This is a genomic window from Streptomyces sp. Ru62 (genome assembly GCF_002920615.1).
In the GTDB taxonomy this organism is placed as follows: Bacteria; Actinomycetota; Actinomycetes; order Streptomycetales; family Streptomycetaceae; genus Streptomyces.
Genome location: NZ_PQSU01000020.1, coordinates 23,657 through 39,812 on the forward strand (window position 1 = coordinate 23,657; position 16,156 = coordinate 39,812).

Genomic DNA, 16,156 nt, shown 5'->3' on the forward strand with positions numbered 1-16,156 from the left:
GGTGAGGCCATAGATGCTGTAGTCAACTGACCCGGATCATAGCTCTGTTCACGTGCAGATGCATGAGCAAATGCACGTGCACGAGGAGTGGTGCCACGGTTACAGTCTTGACGTCCGCTTTACCGAAGCCGTTCCAGCGTCTGCCCCAGAGCAGGCAGGACATGCCCGCTCCAGCCCCCGCCCATGATCTTCCGCGCCATCAGCTGGGCGGGGTCGTCCGGATCGAACCCCTCGTGCACTAGGAAGAGACGCGTACCGCGCCCCTCATGTTCCAGCGTCCAGGTGATCGTCCAGTCGGCCGGGTTGGCCGGATCGGCATCCGCCCAGCGGAGGGACAGCATCCGCTCGGTGTCGTAGGCCAGCACCTCCACCTCTACGACACCCGAGAAGCGGGCGTTGGGACGGGGGACGGAGGTCATCCGGTACCGGTGGCCGACCCGGAGCCGGAAGTCCTCGGCGCCGGGCATCTGCCAGCGGGCCAGCAGGTCGGGGTCGGTCAGGGCCCGCCAGACCTTGGCGGGAGGGTGCGGGAAGAACTGGTCGACGCGGATCGTGGTGAGGTCGTCCGCGTCAGGTCCGGGTGCTGAACTCATGACTGCTCATCGTCGGGCATGCGGTCCAGGAGATCGCCGAGGCCCTTCAGCCGCTCGCGCCAGAACCGCTCGTACGGATGGAGCCAGTCCTGCACATCGGCGAGCGGAGCCGCCTCCAGGCGGTAGATGCGCTGCCGTCCGGAGCGCTGCTCGGAGACGAGACCGGCCTCCCGGAGCACCTTGAGGTGTTCCGAGAGGCTCGGGCGGCGCATGTCGAAGTGGTCGGCCAGGGCCTGTACGGGCTGCGGCCCGCGCTCGCGCAGCAGCCGCAGCACCTCGCGGCGGGTGGCGTTGGCGAGCGCGGCGAAGACGCGGTCCTCGGCGGCGGTACCCGTCCCGTTCATCGAGCGGTCAGAAGCCTTCCTTCTCCGTCAGCAGCATCAGACCGTTGCCGTCGGGGTCGGTGAAGGAGGCCATCCGCCCCCAGGGGACGTCGTCCGGCCCCTGCACCTGGGCGCCGGCCGCGGCCAGCCGCGCGCAGTCGGCGTCGACATCGGTCGTGACCAACATGATCCCCCGCGCGGATCCGGGTTCAAAGCCGCCCATCCCCGGACCGGAGAGCGTGAAGACGGTCTGCGCACCCTTGGGGGCGACCTGGAGCCAGCGCCCCTGCGGCATGTCCCGGTCGGCGGTGACCTCGAAGCCGAGGACGTCACGGTAGAAGCGCAGGGCGCGGTCCTGGTCGGCGACGGGGAGGGTGACGAAGGAGGCGTGCGTGATGTTCATGCCGCCGACGATAGGTAGGAAGTTCCCTACCGGTCAAGCGTAGGGTACTGCCTACGCATCGGCTCGGTGCTCGGCACACAGCCGAAGCGCCCCTCCTTCTCGGGCGCCGAGATGCGATCCACGGGCCCTCCACCCCAGGCCGGACGGCTGGCGGCGCGGTGGGAACCGGCCGGGCGGCCGGGGGACGTCGGGGCGCCCCGCGTCCGCCACCGCGACCAGGCCGACGGCCGCCCGCGCGGCTGCCTGCGCGCCTTCGGCCTGTCCCGGGCCGGCCCGCGAGAGTCCGGGATTCCCGCTCGGCGTACGGAAGTCCTCCTGGTCACTGGTGGTAGCTTGCGCTGCGGGCCGTCCGGCGAGGGCGGCCGGCCGCTGGCGCTGAGGGAGCTTCCGGTGACTACTGCGACTGCGAGAGTGCGGGCGACCGCGCGGGTGCGGGGCGCGGCCCTGGCCGCGGGGCTGGCGGGCGCGCTGGCGCTCACGGCGTGCAGCGGCGGCGGTGGTTCCGGGGGCGAGGACCGCGCCTCGGCGTCGCCCTCGACGAACACGACCGCGGCCCCGTCGCCGGGCACGGGCTCCCCCACCGGTGCCTCCGCCAAGCTCCAGGGCAGCTGGATCACCACCGCCGACGGCAAGGTCGTGGCCCTGGTGGTCACCGGGAAGAAGGCCGGGATCTTCGCGACCGGCGGGACCGTGTGCAGCGGGACGGCGGGCGCCGAGGACGGCATGCAGATGATCCATCTGACCTGTGCCGGCGCGGACAAGGGCCGCACCACCGGCATGGTCGACTCGGTGAACGGTACGACGCTGAAGGTGACCTGGTCGGGCAAGGCCGGCCAGGAGACGTACACCAAGGCCGAGGGCGGGAAGCTGCCGTCGGGACTGCCGACGGCGCCGGTGCCGCGGTGAGGACGCCCTCGCGGGCTTCGAAGCGTTGAGCACCATCTGAAGTGGTGAATCGGGCCGGGGTGCGTGATGGCGCCCCGGCCGCAGGGGCCATGATGCGGGGGAGACCGTCACCACCTCGATGGGAACCTGCTCATGCGCGCCATTCCGCTCACCGTCACCGCTCTCGCCGCCGCCCTGCTGCTGACCGCCTGCAACGACAGCGGTGGGGACAAGAACGGCAAGAGCGGCTCCGCCTGCGAGATCGGCGGAGTCTCGCTGGAGATCGGGGCGGCGAGCGTGGCCCCGGCCGCCGGGGACACCGGCGAGATCCCGGTCAGCATCACCAACCAGAGCGCTCCCTGCACCCTGGACGACTTCCCGGACGTCGTGCTGAACGGGGGCGGCTCCAAGGCCCGGGTGCCCGTGCTCAAGGGTGCGAAGGCCCAGAAGCTGAAGCTCGCCAAGGGCGACTCCGCGTCCTTCTCGATCAGTTACGTACGCGGCGAGGAAGGCGCCAAGAACGCCCTGACCGCGCAGACCGTGAAGATCACCCTGCCCGGCTCGGACACCAGCCGAACCTTCCCGTGGAAGTACGGCCCGGTCGCGGGCAAGGCCACCGGAAACGGCCCGGACGCGTCCGTGAGCGCTTTCCAGCAGGTCGGCGACTGAGGGGGCGGGACGGGGAGCGGGGCGACCAGCGAGCGGGGTGACCAGCGAGCGGGTCGGTGAGCGAGCAGGGCGACCAGCGAGCAGGTCGCGAGCGCGCCGGGCGGGTCGGCGGGTGCGCCGGGCGGGTCGGCGGGTGCGCCGGGCGGGTCGGCGGGTGCGCCGGGCGGGTGGCGCAGGAGCGGGGCCGACGACCGAGCGCGGCGAGCCGTCGGCACAGGAGCCGGGCGGCGACTGTGCGCGGCGGGCAGCGACTTGGCCGGTCGGCGTGGGTGCGGCGTTGGCGGCCGGGCCGGTCGGTGGCCGGCCGTCATCCCAGGCGCGGGCGGTTTCTGACCTGGGCACGGTCCGCCGCCCGTGCGCCCTCCGTCCAGCCCGCCGCGTCGCTGACCCCGCGCAGCCGGGTCGTCGTGGTCTCCGGGAACATGCGCTCCAGCCGTCCGGTGACGGCCGTCTCGCGTGTGACCAGCACCGGCAGCAGGTCCTGCGTCACCTGGGTCTCGGCGGCGGCCGCGAGCCGGTCGCCCACGCGGTGCGCATAGGCCGCGAGGAACGACTGCCGGAAGGTCTTGGTCCGTTTGCGCCCGCCGGCTCTCTGGGCGGCCTCCGCCTTCGTCATCGCGTGCGTGGCCTGTACCAGCAGCGAGGTGTAGAGCAGCTCGACCGCCTCCAGGTCCGCCTCGAAGCCGACGACCGTGGAGAAGCCGAGCGGTTCGTTCCACACCGCGCGGCAGTGGTTCGCCGTGGCCACCGCGTCCAGCAGGACCGCCTTCGCCTGTTCGTACGGCGGCTCGACCCCGATGCGGCAGGCGCCGGGCGCGTCCGGCGCGGGCGCCTCGGCGGCGAGCAGCGCCTCGTCGACGCTGTGCCGGGCCATCAGCTCCTGCGCCTTGGCGCTGAGCGCCTCGGCCTCCTCCGGATAGCCGGTGGCCTCGGCCTTGGCGAGCAGCGCGCGGATACGGGTGAGCATGCGGGAGGCGGCCGCACCGGGGGCGCGCCGCGGCTCCTCCTCCAGGGGCTCCAGTGCGGGCAGGCGCAGCAGCAGGCGGTACAGCTCCAGGACCGCCGTGGCGTGCGAGAAGCGGTCAGCGGTGCGTTCCGGGCCGGCGGGCAGCGTTGCGAGCTGGTCGGTCCAGCGGCGCCCGCGCGGGCGGTCCCGCCCGGCCTGCGCCCGGATCAGCGCGGCGGCAAGGCGGACGTGCGCGTCGTCCAGCTCGCGCCGCACCAGCCGTACGACGTCGGCGGGCTGCCAGCCCCGCTGCCAGGCCCCGGCCACGAAATCCTCGCCTCGCCGCGTGAGTTCGGCGTCGGCGCCCGGGTCGGCGGCGAGCAGGGAGGCGCCCGTGTCGAGGCCGGTGTCGGTGTCGTCGTAGAGGGCGGCCCGGAAGGCCCGTTCGACGGTGCTGGCAGTGCTGGTCACGCTGTCGATCGTGCCATGCCCGCCGACCGTGCACGGCCGTTGTCCACAGGCTGTGGACAACGGCCGGACGAGTCGACGGAGAGGGCCCGGAGGGGTGGTGATGCAGTGTCAACCGTCGGTTGACAGGCTCAGCTGTGCAACCTACGGTTGACACTATGGCGACCAACCCGAACATCACGGCATCCGTGCGCCTCGACGACCTCATCGAGGCGATCAAGAAGGTTCACAGCGAACCCCTCGACCAGCTCCAGGACGCGGTGATCGCCGCCGATCACCTCGGTGACGTGGCCGACCACCTGATCGGGCACTTCGTCGACCAGGCCCGCCGCTCGGGCGCCTCCTGGACCGACATCGGGCGCAGCATGGGCGTGACCCGGCAGGCGGCGCAGAAGCGGTTCGTGCCCAAGGAGTCCACCGACCTCGACCTCAGCCAGGGCTTCAGCCGGTACACCCCCCGCGCGCGGCAGGTGGTGATGGCCGCGCACAACGAGGCGGTGGCCGCCCGCAACGCCGAGGGCCGCCCCGAGCACCTGCTCCTCGGGCTGCTGGCCGAGCCCGAGGGCCTGGCCGCGAAGGCGATCACCGCGCAGGGCGTCCCGCTGGACGCCGTACGCCAGGCCGCCACCGCCGCGCTCGCACCCGCCTCGGACGACGCCCCCGACCTCGTCCCCTACGGCCCCGAGGCCAAGAAGGTCCTGGAACTCACCTTCCGTGAGGCCCTCCGGCTCGGCCACGACTACATCGGCACCGAGCACCTCCTGCTCGCCCTGCTGGAGCACGAGAACGGCCAGGGCGTCCTCAGCGGCCTCGGCATCACCAAGGCGGCCACCGAGGAGTACGTCGGCAAGGTGCTGTCGATGCTGCTGGAGCAGAAGAAGGAGGCGGCCGCGGCAGCCGAGTCGGCGACCGGGGCCGCGGAGACCGGCCAGGACTGACGAGGGCCGTATCCGCAGGCCGGGGCCATTGTCAGACCCCCCTGCCACACTCGCAGTCATGACCGACCGGTGGGCGCTCGCACCGGCCGAGGACGAAGGCGTGGACGTCGCCCCCCTCGGCCCGGACGGGCTGCCCGCCGGACCGGTGCGGCGGGAGAGCGATCTCGCCGCGGCGGTGCGGAGCCGCCCGGAGGTGACGCGCTGGGTGTGGCGGTCGACCCCCGAGGTCTACCCGCGACTGCTCGCCACGGGGGTGCGAGTGGAGCGGTGCTACGACATCGAGGACGCCGAGACCCTCCTGCTGGGCCACGAGGGGCGGTACGGCGAGCCGCGCTCGGCCGCCGCCGCCCTGGCCCGCCTCCGCGGCGGCCCCGTCCCACCCGACCCGCCGCAGCGGGCGGCCGATCCCAGCGCCCAGTCCCCGCTCTTCGAGCCCGTCGGCAGCCGCCTGCCCCTGCCGGACCTGCTCGCGGTCTACGCCGACCAGGTACGGCGGCACGAGAAGACCGCCCACCCCGACCGCATGCGGTTGCTGACCGCCGCCGAGTCGGCCGGGATGCTGGTCGCCTCCGAAATGAACCACGCGGGCCTTCCCTGGAGCGCCGAGGTCCACCGCGAGCTGCTGCACGACCTGCTCGGCGAGCGGTACGCGGGCGGCGGCGAACCGCGCCGCCTCGCCGAGCTGGCCGACCAGGTGTCCGCCGCCTTCGGCCGCAGGGTGCGGCCCGATCTGCCCGCCGATGTGATCAAGGCCTTCGCGCAGGCCGGGATCAAGGTGAGGTCCACCCGCCGCTGGGAGATCCAGTCCGTCGACCACCCGGCCGTCGAGCCCCTGCTGGAGTACAAGAAGCTGTACCGCATCTGGGTGGCCCACGGCTGGTCCTGGCTCCAGGACTGGGTGCGCGACGGCCGCTTCCGCCCCGAGTTCCTGGCCGGCGGCACGGTCACCGGGCGCTGGGTGACCAACGGCGGGGGCGCGCTGCAGATCCCCAAGGTGATCCGCCGGGCCGTCGTCGCCGACCCCGGCTGGCGGCTGGTGGTGGCCGACGCCGACCAGATGGAGCCGCGCGTCCTGGCCGCGATCTCCCGCGACCCCGGCCTGATGGAGGTGGCCGGCCGGGAGAGCGACCTCTACCAGTCCGTCTCCGACCGCGCCTTCTCCGGCGACCGGAACCAGGCCAAACTCGCCGTGCTCGGCGCGATCTACGGCCAGACCTCCGGGGACGGCCTGAAGAACCTCGCCGCGCTCCGCCGCCGCTTCCCCCAGGCCGTCGCCTACGTCGACGAGGCGGCCCGCGCGGGAGAGGAGGGCCGGCTGGTGCGCACCTGGCTGGGCCGCACCTGCCCCCCGGCCGCCCGTGCGGGTGAGGACGCGGCGGAGGAGGCGGGCATCCCCGTCGGCGAGGACGAACCGGAAGGCCAGACCGGCTGGGGCCCCGGTCACACGTCGACCGACTCCCGCGCGCGGGGCCGCTTCGCACGGAACTTCGTCGTCCAGGGCAGCGCCGCCGACTGGGCCCTGCTGCTGCTCGCCGCGCTGCGCCGGGCCTGCGCGGAGCTGAAGGCCGAGCTGGTCTTCTTCCAGCACGACGAGGTGATCGTGCACTGCCCCGCCGAGGAGGCCGACGCCGTCGTCCAGGCCATCCGCGAGTCCGCCGCCCTCGCCGGCCGGCTGACCTTCGGCGACACACCGGTGCGGTTCCCGTTCACGACGGCGGTGGTGCGGTGCTACGCCGACGCCAAATAGCGGCTGTCACCTCACGGTGTCCAGCGGCTCACAACCCGGCCGAGCCGCCGCTCAAGAGCTCCCGCAGCTCCACGAGGATCGCCTGCTCGTCGGTGCCGTCCAGCGCCTCGTGGGCCGCGCGCCAGGCGTCGTACGCCTCTGCCCGTCGCCCCCGCTCGCGCAGCAGGAACCCGTGCTGGTGCAGGGCCAGCCCGCCCATGTACCGGTCGGCGCGGGCGTCGGCCCGGCGCAGCAGCTCGGCGCACTCGTCCGCCGCCCGCTCGGTCTGCCCCAGCCGCCGCAGCGCGCGGACCAGACCGAGCCGGGTCTGGGACTCGCCGTGCCAGTCGCCGTGTCCGCCGAGGATGCGCAGGCTCTCCTCGAAGTGCCGGGCCGCGGCGGCCGGTTCACCGAGCGTGAGGTGGGCGTAGCCGATGTTGCAGTGCGCCGAGTGCTGCACGATGACGGCGCCGATCTCGTCCCCGATGGCCAGCGAGCGCCGGTGCTGCTCGATGGCGGCGCGCGGGTCGGCGTGCTCGTAGAGGTTGCCCAGGTGGCTGCGGGTGACGGCCTCGCCGTAGGGGTCGTTCAGCAGCCGCGAGTAGGCGAGGCTCTGCCGCAGCGCCTCTCCCGACTCCTCGAACCGCCCCAGCCCCTCCAGCAGCAGGCCGCGGTTGTTCAGGCAGCGCCGGATCCGGGAGGCCCTGCCCAGCCGCTCCCAGATCTCCAGGGCCTGGTCGGTGAGGGCGAGGGCGTCGTTCTGCCGGCCGGTCAGGAAGTGCAGGCCCGCGAGGTCGCCCAGCGCGTACGCCTCGGCCTCCGGGTCCCCGAGCCGTCGCGCGGCACCGAGCGCGGCCCGCCCCAGCACCTCCATCTCGGCGACCCGGCCGCTGCGCTGCGCATAGGGGAACAGCAGCCGTACGAGCGTCGAGAGAGGGGCGGCCGTGCACGGAGCGTCGGTGTCGGCGTTGCGTTCCACGAGCGTGACCACGTTCTCCAGCTCCAGCTCACCCCACGCGAAGGCCTCCTCGGCCGACTCGAAGGGCGCCAGGGCCGCCACGTCCACCGCGTGCCCCACCGGCTGCGCGGAGGTCGGCCGCCGCCGGTCGTCCTGATCGAGCCCGGGCTCCACGACCGCCGTCAGCACCCGCTCGGCCATGGCGGCGTACCAGCGGAGGGCAGCAAGGTCGGGGACGGCGGGGGTGTCTTCCGGGCGGGGGGTGCCTTCGGGGTCTGCGGTGCCAGCGGTGCCAGCGGGGTCTGCGGTACTGCCGGGGCCATCGAGGCGGCCGTTGCCGGACGCGCCGTTACCGGAGGCGCCGGGGGTCTTCGTGGAGGACCCGTCCCCGGCTGATGCGGGAGCCGGGCCGTGCGCCGCATCCGTCCCTGCCGCGCCGGCGACCGGGTTCGCGGCAGGCCCCGGGGCGGTGTCGGCGAGTTCGCGGGCGAAGTCGCGGACCAGGTCGTGGGGCGCGTAGCGGCCGTACGCCGTCTCCTCCAGGAGGGCGACGTCGACCAGGCGGTCCAGGGCGGCCTCGGCGCGGCGCTCGTCCGTGCCGGTGAGGCGCGCGATCAGCGGGGCACCGTAGGTGGGCAGGTCGAGCGCGCCGATGTGACGCAGGGCGAGGGCCGCGTCCCGGTCGGCCTCGCGCTCGGCGGCGGCGAGCGCGTCGTGGGCGACGGCCAGGGAGCGGCGGACGCTCAGGTCGTCGTACTCCAGGTGACGCAATCGTCCGCCGGTCTCGGCGAGTTGGCTGGCCAGCACGTCCGGGGTCAGGGCGCGGCGGGCCGCGAGCCGGGCGGCGACCACGCGCAGCGCCAAGGGGAGCCGGCCGGTCAGCTCGACCAGCGCGTGGCCGGCGTCGAGTCCCCCGCGCCCGCTCACCGCGCGCAGCAGGGCCGCGCTGTCCTCGCCGGTCAGCGGGGAGAGCGGGAAGCGACGGGCGCCGTCGAGCGCGGTGAGCGGTGAGCGGCTCGTGACGATCACCGCGCAGCCGGGCCCGGCCGGCAGAAGGGGCCGTACCTGGGCCGCGGTCGCCGCGTCGTCCAGCACCAGCAGGATGCGCGCCGGCGCGAGCAGCGAGCGGAGCAACGCGGCGGCCGCGTCCGGGTGTTCCGGGATGTTCCGGGGCGCGGCACCGAGGTCGCGCAGCAGCGCGGCGAGCGCCTGCGTGGCGGTGAGCGGGGTCATGCCGGGGGTGGCGCCGTGCAGGTTGACGTAGAGCTGACCGTCGGTGAAACGTTCCCTCAACTCATGGGCCACGTGCAGAGCCAGCGCGCTCTTGCCGACGCCGGCCATACCGCTGACCACCGCAACGGCGGGGGCCGGAGCCGACGGCTCGGTCAGCGTGCGGCGCAGCTCACGGCGCACGTCGGCACGGCCGGTGAAGTGGGCCGGCGGGGCGGGGAGCTGGGCCGGGCGGGGGGTCTGCCGTACGGCGGGTCCGTCGCCCTCCCTTGAGGACGCGGAGCCCGTGAGAGGCGCGGCGGGCGCCTCGGGCGGCGCGGCCGCGGAACCATCGATGGCGCCGACAGGGGTGCCGGAGGCGGTACGCGTGCCGGGGCCAGGGCCGGTACCCGTGCCGGTACCTGTACCGAAACCGGGACCGGTACCCGTGCCGCTGGGGGTGCCGGTACCCGTGCGGTCGCCGTTGCCGTCGCCCTCACCGGCGGCCGAGTCGCCCTCCCGGCGCGGCTGTCCGCCCTGCCCGGCCGGCTGCGAGGAGCCGCCGTACTCCGCGTCCCGCCGCCGCTCCCCACCGCTTCCCCGCAGCACCTCGACATGCGCCTCGCGGACCGCCGGGCCGGGTTCGATGCCGAGTTCCTCGACCAGGCGCGCACGCAGATCACGGTGGACGGCGAGGGCCTCGGCCTGGCGGCCGGTGCGGTGCAGGGCGAGCATCAGCTGACGGTGGTACGCCTCACGCAGCGGATGTTCGGCGACCAGGGCGGCCAGCTCGGGGACGAGCGCGGCCAAGCGGGCACCGCCGAGGGCGAGTTCGGCGTCGTAGCGCAGCTCCAGCAGGAGCAGCCGCGCCTCACTGAGGCGCTGCACGAGGGCGTAACCGCCGATGTCGGCGGGCAGTCCGCTGAGCGGCGTGCCGCGCCACAGCGCGAGCGCGGCGGCGCAGGCGCGTACGACGCCCGGCCAGTCGCGCCGGGCGTGCGCGGCGCGCGCCTCGGCGACCCGGGCGTCGAAGACGTGCACGTCCAGTTCGCCGTGGTCGACCCGCAGCACATAGCCCGGCGGTACGGCCCTGAGCCGTTCGGGGTCGTCCAGGAGCCGGCGCAGCCGGGTGACGTGGTTGTGCAGGGAAGCCTGCGCGGAGACGGGCGGCGCGCCGCCCCACAACGCGTCCTTCAGCGCCTCGACCGACACGACCCGGCCGGGTTCCAGGAGCAGCGCGGCGAGCAGGGCGCGGACCTTGGGGCTGCCGATGGCTCGGACGCCGTTGTCGGGTGCGTCGTGGCCGGCCTTCTCGGCGGGACGGTGGGGGGTGGGGGGACCGCAGGGTCCGGGCGCGCCATCGGAGGATTCGGGTGCGGCACCGGCGGCTCCGGGAGAGGTGCCTGCGGCTCCGGGCGAGGTGCCGGAGGCTTCTGGAGAGGTGGTGCAAGAGCTGTCGTACGAGATCCCGTACGGCGGTCGGTCGTAGAGGACCGGCGGTCCCAGCAGTCCGAAGTGCAGTTCGCACCGCCGCATCACGCCGCTCCACTGCCTTCCCGCGCGGTCGGCCCGACCGCGCTCCGCGGCGGATGTGTACCCGCCGTTGCCTGGCGGAATTCCGCCCTGTCCACAGCGGTTTCCCGCCACCGTCCTCTCGTCGGCCGACCGTCGGCCGCCCTACGGCCAGCCGCCGGTCCGGCAGTCGAAGTCCGCCCACCCGAAGGGACGGTTCCCGCTGCCGCCGGAGGACTTCCGGCCAACCGCTCCGCGGTCCGCTGACGAACCGTTGGCCACATGTTAGCGATCCGTTGGCGCATCCTGATGTGATCATTCCATCGGATTCGGCCCGACGGCGCGCGCGTAGCACGCGTAACTCGGGGGAGTGTCGCCGCAGGCTGGATCCGGGGACGACAAGGGCCCCGGCCGGCGGAGGTGAACGACCGGGGCCCCGTCCCGTTTCTCGTCCCTTCCTGGACTTCCCAGTTGACCTGACTCCCAGGCTTCCTGGACTTCCCAGTCCCCCTGATTTCTCAGGCTTCTTGGCTTCTCCGGCTGCCTGACTTCTTGGCTCTTGGGCTTCCCGGGCTCAGATCACCGGCGGGCGTCCCAGCCGGGTGAGCCTCCACACCGTCCGCCAGCGCATCGGCCGCCGCTCGCCGGGCCGTTCCCGCAGTCCCTCCGCGAACCCGCCGAACCAGGCCTTGAGCCCCGCCGGGGAGCGGGTGCGGGCGAGGGTGAGGAGCGTCCACACCCCGAGGTGCACCGGGACGAGCGGCAGCGGCAGCCGGCGCCGGACGAGCCAGACGCGGTTGCGGGCGTTGACCCGGTAGTAGATGGCGTGCCGGGCCGGTGAGGTCCTGGGGTGCTGGAGGAGCAGTTCGGGGGCGTACAGGATCTTCCAGCCGGCGTCGGCGGCCCGCCAGGCCAGGTCGGTCTCCTCGTGCGCGAAGAAGAACTCGGCCGGCCAGTCCCCGGTCTCGGCCAGCATGGCCATGCGCAGGGCGTGTCCGCCGCCGAGGAAGCCGGTGACGTAGCCACCGCGCAGCGGGTCCGACCTGCCGATCCTCGGCACGTGCCGCTGCTGGGTCTCGCCCAGCTCGTCGGCGATGCGGAAGCCGACGATGCCGAGGCGCGGATCGGCGGCGTACAGGTCGCGCACCCGGCGCAGCACGTCGGGGTCGACGAGGAGCCCGTCGTCGTCCAGCTCCACGACCACGTCGACGTCCCCGAACTCCCGCAGCCGCGCGAGGGCGACGTTCCGGCCGCCCGGGCAGCCGAGGTTCTCCTCGACGTCGATGGTGGTGACCTCGCCCGGCAGGGAGAGCCGCTGGGCGAACTCGGGCAGCCGGCAGCCGTTGCCGACGATCACGATGCGGCCGGGGGCGAGGTCCTGCTTGGCCACGGACTCCAGCAGGGCGTCGACCTCGGCGGGCCGGTTGCCCATGGTCACCACGGCGACGGCGATCCTCGGCTCCGCCACGTCTTTCACCCCGTCCGGCCGACAGCGGCACCGCGTCCCGACCGCGCGCTGCCCGCCCTTCACCAAGATGTTGCCTCAGGTCCGCGGGTTCACCGGACGCCCCTTCACTTTGCCGCGTCTTTGATCCGGTTTTGTCGCTACGTTCCCCTCCGCACTCCTTCCAGCGACGCCTTGAGGCCGGCTCGTTGAAGCCCGCTCGTTGAAGCCCGCTCGTCGTAGCCGAGCGGTTGGGGCCGAGCGGTTGAAGGGCCGAGCGCTTGCGGCCGACTCGTTGAGCAGGCAACAGCGCGACGGCCACGCTGTGCCGGCACGGGCGCCGGGCGACGGCCGAGATGCGTCCGCTCCACTGCCCCCACACGATGGAAAGGGCCCGACCTGCCCGGACAGCTGGAGAAGACGGTGAACGCTGAACGACTCCCGCCGTCATGGCTCTTTCCCGAGGTCCAGGCCCATGCGCCGAGAAGCCTGGCGACCGATCCGTTCCCACCGTCGGTCGACGGCACCCGGATGTCCTGCGAGTGCGGCTCCCTGCGCGGGATCATCGAGGGCACCTCCGCCCCCGTGGTCATCCTGGACCGCCATCTGCGCCACCTCTACGTCAACCCGGCCTGGTCCCGGGTCACCGGGGTGCCCGCCGCCGCGTTCCTCGGCAAGACCCTCGGCGAGGTGCTGCCGGACATGCAGTCACCCGACGACGTGCTGATCGAGGTGCTCGCCGACGGCCGGCCCCGGGAAGTGACCCTGGCCGGGACGACCCGTGTGCCGTCACCCGTCGGCCGACGGCTCTGGCGTGCCGTCTTCCACCGGCTGGAGATGCACGGGCGAGTCGTCGGCGTGTGCGGGATCGCCGTCGAGGTCAGCAATCTGCGCCAGTACCTGGACGACCTGGAGAACGCCCACCAGCGGCTCGCCCTCCTGGACGCCGCGGCCACCCGGGTCGGCACGACCCTCGATGTCGAGGCCACCTGCGCCGAACTGGCGGACTTCCTCGCGCCCTCTCTCGCCGACATCGCCGCGGTCGGGATCGTCGAGGAGGAGTTCTTCGGCGCGCCCCCGCCGCTCGCCGGCATGCTCCGCCTGCGCAAGATGAAGCTGACGGCACCGCCCGAGCTGCACCGGCACCTGAGCGAACTGGGCGGGAGCGAACCGTATGTGGACCTCCCGCGCGGCTCGGCACCACGGCGGTGCATGGACAGCGGACGGCCGTGGCTGGGCAACCTGGCCTCCGACGAGTTGTTCCAGCGGGTCGTCGTGGGCCCCGAGCGCGTACGGATCCTCCGGGCCGCCGGGGTCCACTCGGCGCTCGTCGTCCCCCTGCCCACGGCCGGCCGCAGCGTCGGCATCGTCATCCTGATGCGGGTGGGAGCGTCCCCGTCCTTCAGCAACGACGACATCCTGACCGCACAGGGTGTGGCCGCGCGGGCGGCGGTCTCCATCGACAGCGCCCACCGGTACAGCCACGAGCACACGATGACGCTGGAACTCCAGCGCGCCCTGCTGTCCGAGCCCGACCGCCCCCACCCCACGGTCGAGGTGGCCACCCGCTACCTGCCCTCCGGCCGCAGCGCGCTCGTCGGCGGCGACTGGTACGACTCCATCGCCCTCCCGGACTGCCGCACCCTGCTGGTCATGGGCGACGTGATGGGACACGGCTTCCAGGCCGCGGTCGCCATGAGCCAGTACCGCTCCGTCCTGCGCACCGTAGCCGCCGCCGGACTGCCCGTGGACGCCATGCTCACCGAGGCGGACCGCAGGGCGGCGCGCATCGGCCTCGACCGCGCGGCCACCTGCCTGCTGGTCCTCGTGGACACCGTGGCCGGCACCTGTACCGCGGCCACGGCCGGACACCTGCCGCCCCTCGTCATCCGCCCGGGCGGCGGCACCGGCCTGATGCACCTCCCGGCCGGCCCGCCCATCGGCACGGAACTCGGCGACTACGAGATGACAACGTTCGCATTCGAACCGGGCTCGGTGCTCCTGCTCTACACCGACGGCCTCGTGGAACAGCGCGGCGCGGACATCGACGACTCCGTACGCCGCCTCACCACCATGGCCCTGTCGCCCGACGACTCACTGGACCACCTGCTCGACACGCTCTTGACCCAGCTGACCAACGGCATGTGCGAGGACGACATCGCCCTCCTGGCCGCCCGCCTCCGCCCCGACGCCGTCCCACGAGCCCCCACTGACAACTGAAAGGCCAGGTCATGGACGACATGACCTGGCCTCTCACCGAGCCGCTTTCGGGATTCGAACCCGAGACCTACGCATTACGAGTGCGTTGCTCTGGCCATCTGAGCTAAAGCGGCGTGCTGCCCGCACCATGGTGCGATCGGCAACGTCGGTAAGTCTACACAGTTTCCGGGAGTGCTTCGCACCCACCCCGGAGGGGGTGGTTCCGGGGTGGGCGGCAAGGGCTATGAGCAGCGCTTTCCGGGGGCCGGCGGGGTGCCACGGAGGAGGTAGGTGTCGATCGCCGTGTCGATGCATGCGCTGCCCCGGCCGTACGCCGTGTGCCCGTCGCCGTCGTAGGTCAGCAGGCGGGACGAGGAGAGCTGGCGGGCCAGGGACCGGGCCCAGCGGTACGGAGTGGCCGGGTCACGGACCGTGCCGACCACCACGATCGGCGCCGCCCCCTTCGCCTCGATGCGGTGCGGCTCACCCGTCGCCCGCACCGGCCAGTACGCGCAGTTCAGCGAGGCCCAGGCCAGGCTCGGGCCGAAGACCGGGGACGCCTTCTCGAACTCGGGCAGCGCCTTCTCGACGTCCTCGGGACCGGAGAAGGCCGGCGGCAGGTCGAGGCAGTTCACCGCGGCGTTGGCCATCATCAGATTGCTGTAGTGGCCGTTCGCGTCCCGCTCGTAGTAGCTGTCGGCGAGGGACAGCAGGCCACCGCCGTCGTTCTCCCTCATCGCCGAGGTCAGCGCCTCGCGCAGTCGTTCCCAGGACGACTCGTCGTACATCGACGCGATCACCCCGGTCGTGGCCAGCGACTCCCCCAGCTTGCGGCCGTCCGCGTCGCCCGCCGGGATCGGGTGGGCGTCGAGCTTGCGGAAGAACGCCTGCAAGTTCGCGCCGACCCGCGTGGGCGTCGTGCCCTTCCCGCCGAGTGGGCAGTCGGAGTGCCGTACGCAGTCCTTCGCGAACGCCTGGAACGCCGTCTCGAAGCCCGCCGTCTGGTCCAGGTTCAGCCTGCGGGCGTCCACAGTCGGGTCCATCGCGCCGTCCAGGACCATCCGGCCGACCCGCCGGGGGAAGAGCCCGGCGTACGTCGCCCCGAGGAACGTGCCGTACGACGCCCCGACGTAGTTGAGCTTCCGGTCCCCGAGCACCGCCCGCAGGATGTCCATGTCCCGTGCCGCCTCGACGGTGGAGACGTGCCGCAGCAGCCGTGCCGAGCGGGCCCCGCAGCTCTCCGCGAACTTCCGGTCCGCCGCGACCAGCGCGTCCCGTTCCCGCTGGTCGTCGGGGGTCATGTCCGTCTGCGTGTACGCGTCCATCTGCCGCCCGTCGAGGCATTGGACGGGCTCACTGCGGGCGACACCCCGTGGGTCCATCGCGACCATGTCGTAGCGGGCCCGGACCTGAGCCGGGTAGCCGATGCCCGCGTACTGCTGGAGGTACCCGACGGCCGAACCGCCCGGTCCCCCGGGGTTGACCAGCAGGGAGCCGAGCGGCTCGCCCTTGCCGGTGGCCTTCTTGCGGGCCACGGCGAGCCGGACGGTGCCCGCGTCGGGCCGGGCGTAGTCCAGCGGGGCCTTCATCGTCGCGCACTGGAACCCGGGCACACCGCAGTCGCGCCAGCTCAGCCGTTGGCCGTAGTACGGCGTCAGCGCCGACGGCGTCGCATGCGGCAGCGCGGCCAGCGCCGCTTCCACCGTCCCGCCCGCGGACGATGTGGTCGAGCTCCCGGAGGAGCAGGCGGACACGAGCAGTGCGGCGGCCGTGAGGAGGGTGGCCGTGAGGCGGGCCGTCGTCCGGGCGCGGGTGCCCCGGATCCGGCGGGTGCGGGGGGATGGCCTGGTGTGCATCCGGCGAGCCTAACGGTGGGCGACGGG

12 protein-coding genes and 1 tRNA gene are annotated in these 16,156 nt (G+C 73.5%); 5 read left to right on the plus strand and 8 right to left on the minus strand.

Going from position 1 to position 16,156, the window contains the following annotated elements:
- Nucleotides 1-119 precede the first annotated feature (119 nt).
- The 3 genes from C3492_RS26050 to C3492_RS26060 are packed head-to-tail and all read right to left on the minus strand — an operon-like array spanning nt 120 to nt 1,319.
- Nucleotides 120-593: an SRPBCC domain-containing protein gene (locus C3492_RS26050; protein WP_103814589.1), complete on the minus strand. Its 474-nt coding sequence runs from the start codon at nt 591-593 to the stop codon at nt 120-122.
- A complete protein-coding gene (locus C3492_RS26055) occupies nt 590-937 on the minus strand; it encodes a helix-turn-helix transcriptional regulator (protein WP_030981882.1) in 348 nt (115 codons plus the stop codon). Before C3492_RS26055 ends, C3492_RS26050 begins: the two co-directional genes overlap by 4 nt.
- A 7-nt stretch (nt 938-944) precedes the next feature.
- Nucleotides 945-1,319: a VOC family protein gene (locus C3492_RS26060; RefSeq protein WP_103814591.1), complete on the minus strand. Its 375-nt coding sequence runs from the start codon at nt 1,317-1,319 to the stop codon at nt 945-947.
- A gap of 390 nt (nt 1,320-1,709) precedes the next feature.
- Here C3492_RS26060 and C3492_RS46020 point away from each other — a divergent pair, with 390 nt between their 5' ends.
- The gene (locus tag C3492_RS46020; protein WP_374938374.1) at nt 1,710-2,225 is read left to right on the plus strand and encodes a hypothetical protein; all 516 of its coding nucleotides are present in this window, start codon (nt 1,710-1,712) and stop codon (nt 2,223-2,225) included.
- A gap of 132 nt (nt 2,226-2,357) precedes the next feature.
- Nucleotides 2,358-2,873, plus strand: coding sequence for a DUF4232 domain-containing protein (locus C3492_RS26070; protein WP_103814595.1), 516 nt, complete (start codon nt 2,358-2,360; stop codon nt 2,871-2,873).
- 307 nt (nt 2,874-3,180) lie between these two features.
- On the opposite strand, the gene C3492_RS26075 is transcribed toward C3492_RS26070, so the two are convergent.
- Nucleotides 3,181-4,290, minus strand: coding sequence for a DUF2786 domain-containing protein (locus C3492_RS26075; protein ID WP_103814597.1), 1,110 nt, complete (start codon nt 4,288-4,290; stop codon nt 3,181-3,183).
- Nucleotides 4,291-4,445: 155 nt separating this feature from the next.
- On the opposite strand from C3492_RS26075, the gene C3492_RS26080 reads away from it, so the two are divergent.
- Together C3492_RS26080 and C3492_RS26085 are read left to right on the plus strand one after the other, a co-directional pair.
- Complete coding sequence (locus C3492_RS26080) at nt 4,446-5,225, plus strand: Clp protease N-terminal domain-containing protein (RefSeq protein WP_103814599.1); 780 nt, start codon at nt 4,446-4,448, stop codon at nt 5,223-5,225.
- 58 nt (nt 5,226-5,283) lie between these two features.
- Nucleotides 5,284-6,972, plus strand: coding sequence for a bifunctional 3'-5' exonuclease/DNA polymerase (locus C3492_RS26085; protein WP_103814600.1), 1,689 nt, complete (start codon nt 5,284-5,286; stop codon nt 6,970-6,972).
- 28 nt (nt 6,973-7,000) lie between these two features.
- On the opposite strand, the gene C3492_RS26090 is transcribed toward C3492_RS26085, so the two are convergent.
- Both C3492_RS26090 and C3492_RS26095 read right to left on the minus strand, forming a co-directional pair.
- On the minus strand, nt 7,001-10,654 hold the full coding sequence (locus C3492_RS26090) for a BTAD domain-containing putative transcriptional regulator (protein WP_103814602.1): 3,654 nt from the start codon (nt 10,652-10,654) through the stop codon (nt 7,001-7,003).
- A gap of 550 nt (nt 10,655-11,204) precedes the next feature.
- Nucleotides 11,205-12,098, minus strand: coding sequence for a glycosyltransferase family 2 protein (locus C3492_RS26095; RefSeq protein ID WP_103814604.1), 894 nt, complete (start codon nt 12,096-12,098; stop codon nt 11,205-11,207).
- A gap of 399 nt (nt 12,099-12,497) precedes the next feature.
- Here C3492_RS26095 and C3492_RS26100 point away from each other — a divergent pair, with 399 nt between their 5' ends.
- A complete protein-coding gene (locus C3492_RS26100) occupies nt 12,498-14,294 on the plus strand; it encodes a SpoIIE family protein phosphatase (protein ID WP_146075715.1) in 1,797 nt (598 codons plus the stop codon).
- A 39-nt stretch (nt 14,295-14,333) separates the two neighbouring features.
- Here the strand turns inward: C3492_RS26100 and C3492_RS26105 are convergent.
- Nucleotides 14,334-14,407, minus strand: a tRNA-Thr gene (locus C3492_RS26105).
- 108 nt (nt 14,408-14,515) lie between these two features.
- Nucleotides 14,516-16,129 (minus strand): alpha/beta hydrolase, encoded by a 1,614-nt coding sequence (locus C3492_RS26110; protein WP_103814608.1) that lies wholly within the window; start codon nt 16,127-16,129, stop codon nt 14,516-14,518.
- Between the last annotated feature and the right edge of the window lie 27 nt (nt 16,130-16,156).

Bases quoted from the DNA above. Each gene is read 5' to 3' on its own strand.
- C3492_RS26050 (WP_103814589.1), bottom strand. From the start codon at position 593: ATGAGTTCAGCACCCGGACCTGACGCGGACGACCTCACCACGATCCGC.
- C3492_RS26055 (WP_030981882.1), bottom strand. From the start codon at position 937: ATGAACGGGACGGGTACCGCCGCCGAGGACCGCGTCTTCGCCGCGCTC.
- C3492_RS26060 (WP_103814591.1), bottom strand. From the start codon at position 1,319: ATGAACATCACGCACGCCTCCTTCGTCACCCTCCCCGTCGCCGACCAG.
- C3492_RS26070 (WP_103814595.1), top strand. From the start codon at position 2,358: ATGCGCGCCATTCCGCTCACCGTCACCGCTCTCGCCGCCGCCCTGCTG.
- C3492_RS26080 (WP_103814599.1), top strand. From the start codon at position 4,446: ATGGCGACCAACCCGAACATCACGGCATCCGTGCGCCTCGACGACCTC.
- C3492_RS26085 (WP_103814600.1), top strand. From the start codon at position 5,284: ATGACCGACCGGTGGGCGCTCGCACCGGCCGAGGACGAAGGCGTGGAC.
- C3492_RS26090 (WP_103814602.1), bottom strand. From the start codon at position 10,654: ATGCGGCGGTGCGAACTGCACTTCGGACTGCTGGGACCGCCGGTCCTC.
- C3492_RS26110 (WP_103814608.1), bottom strand. From the start codon at position 16,129: ATGCACACCAGGCCATCCCCCCGCACCCGCCGGATCCGGGGCACCCGC.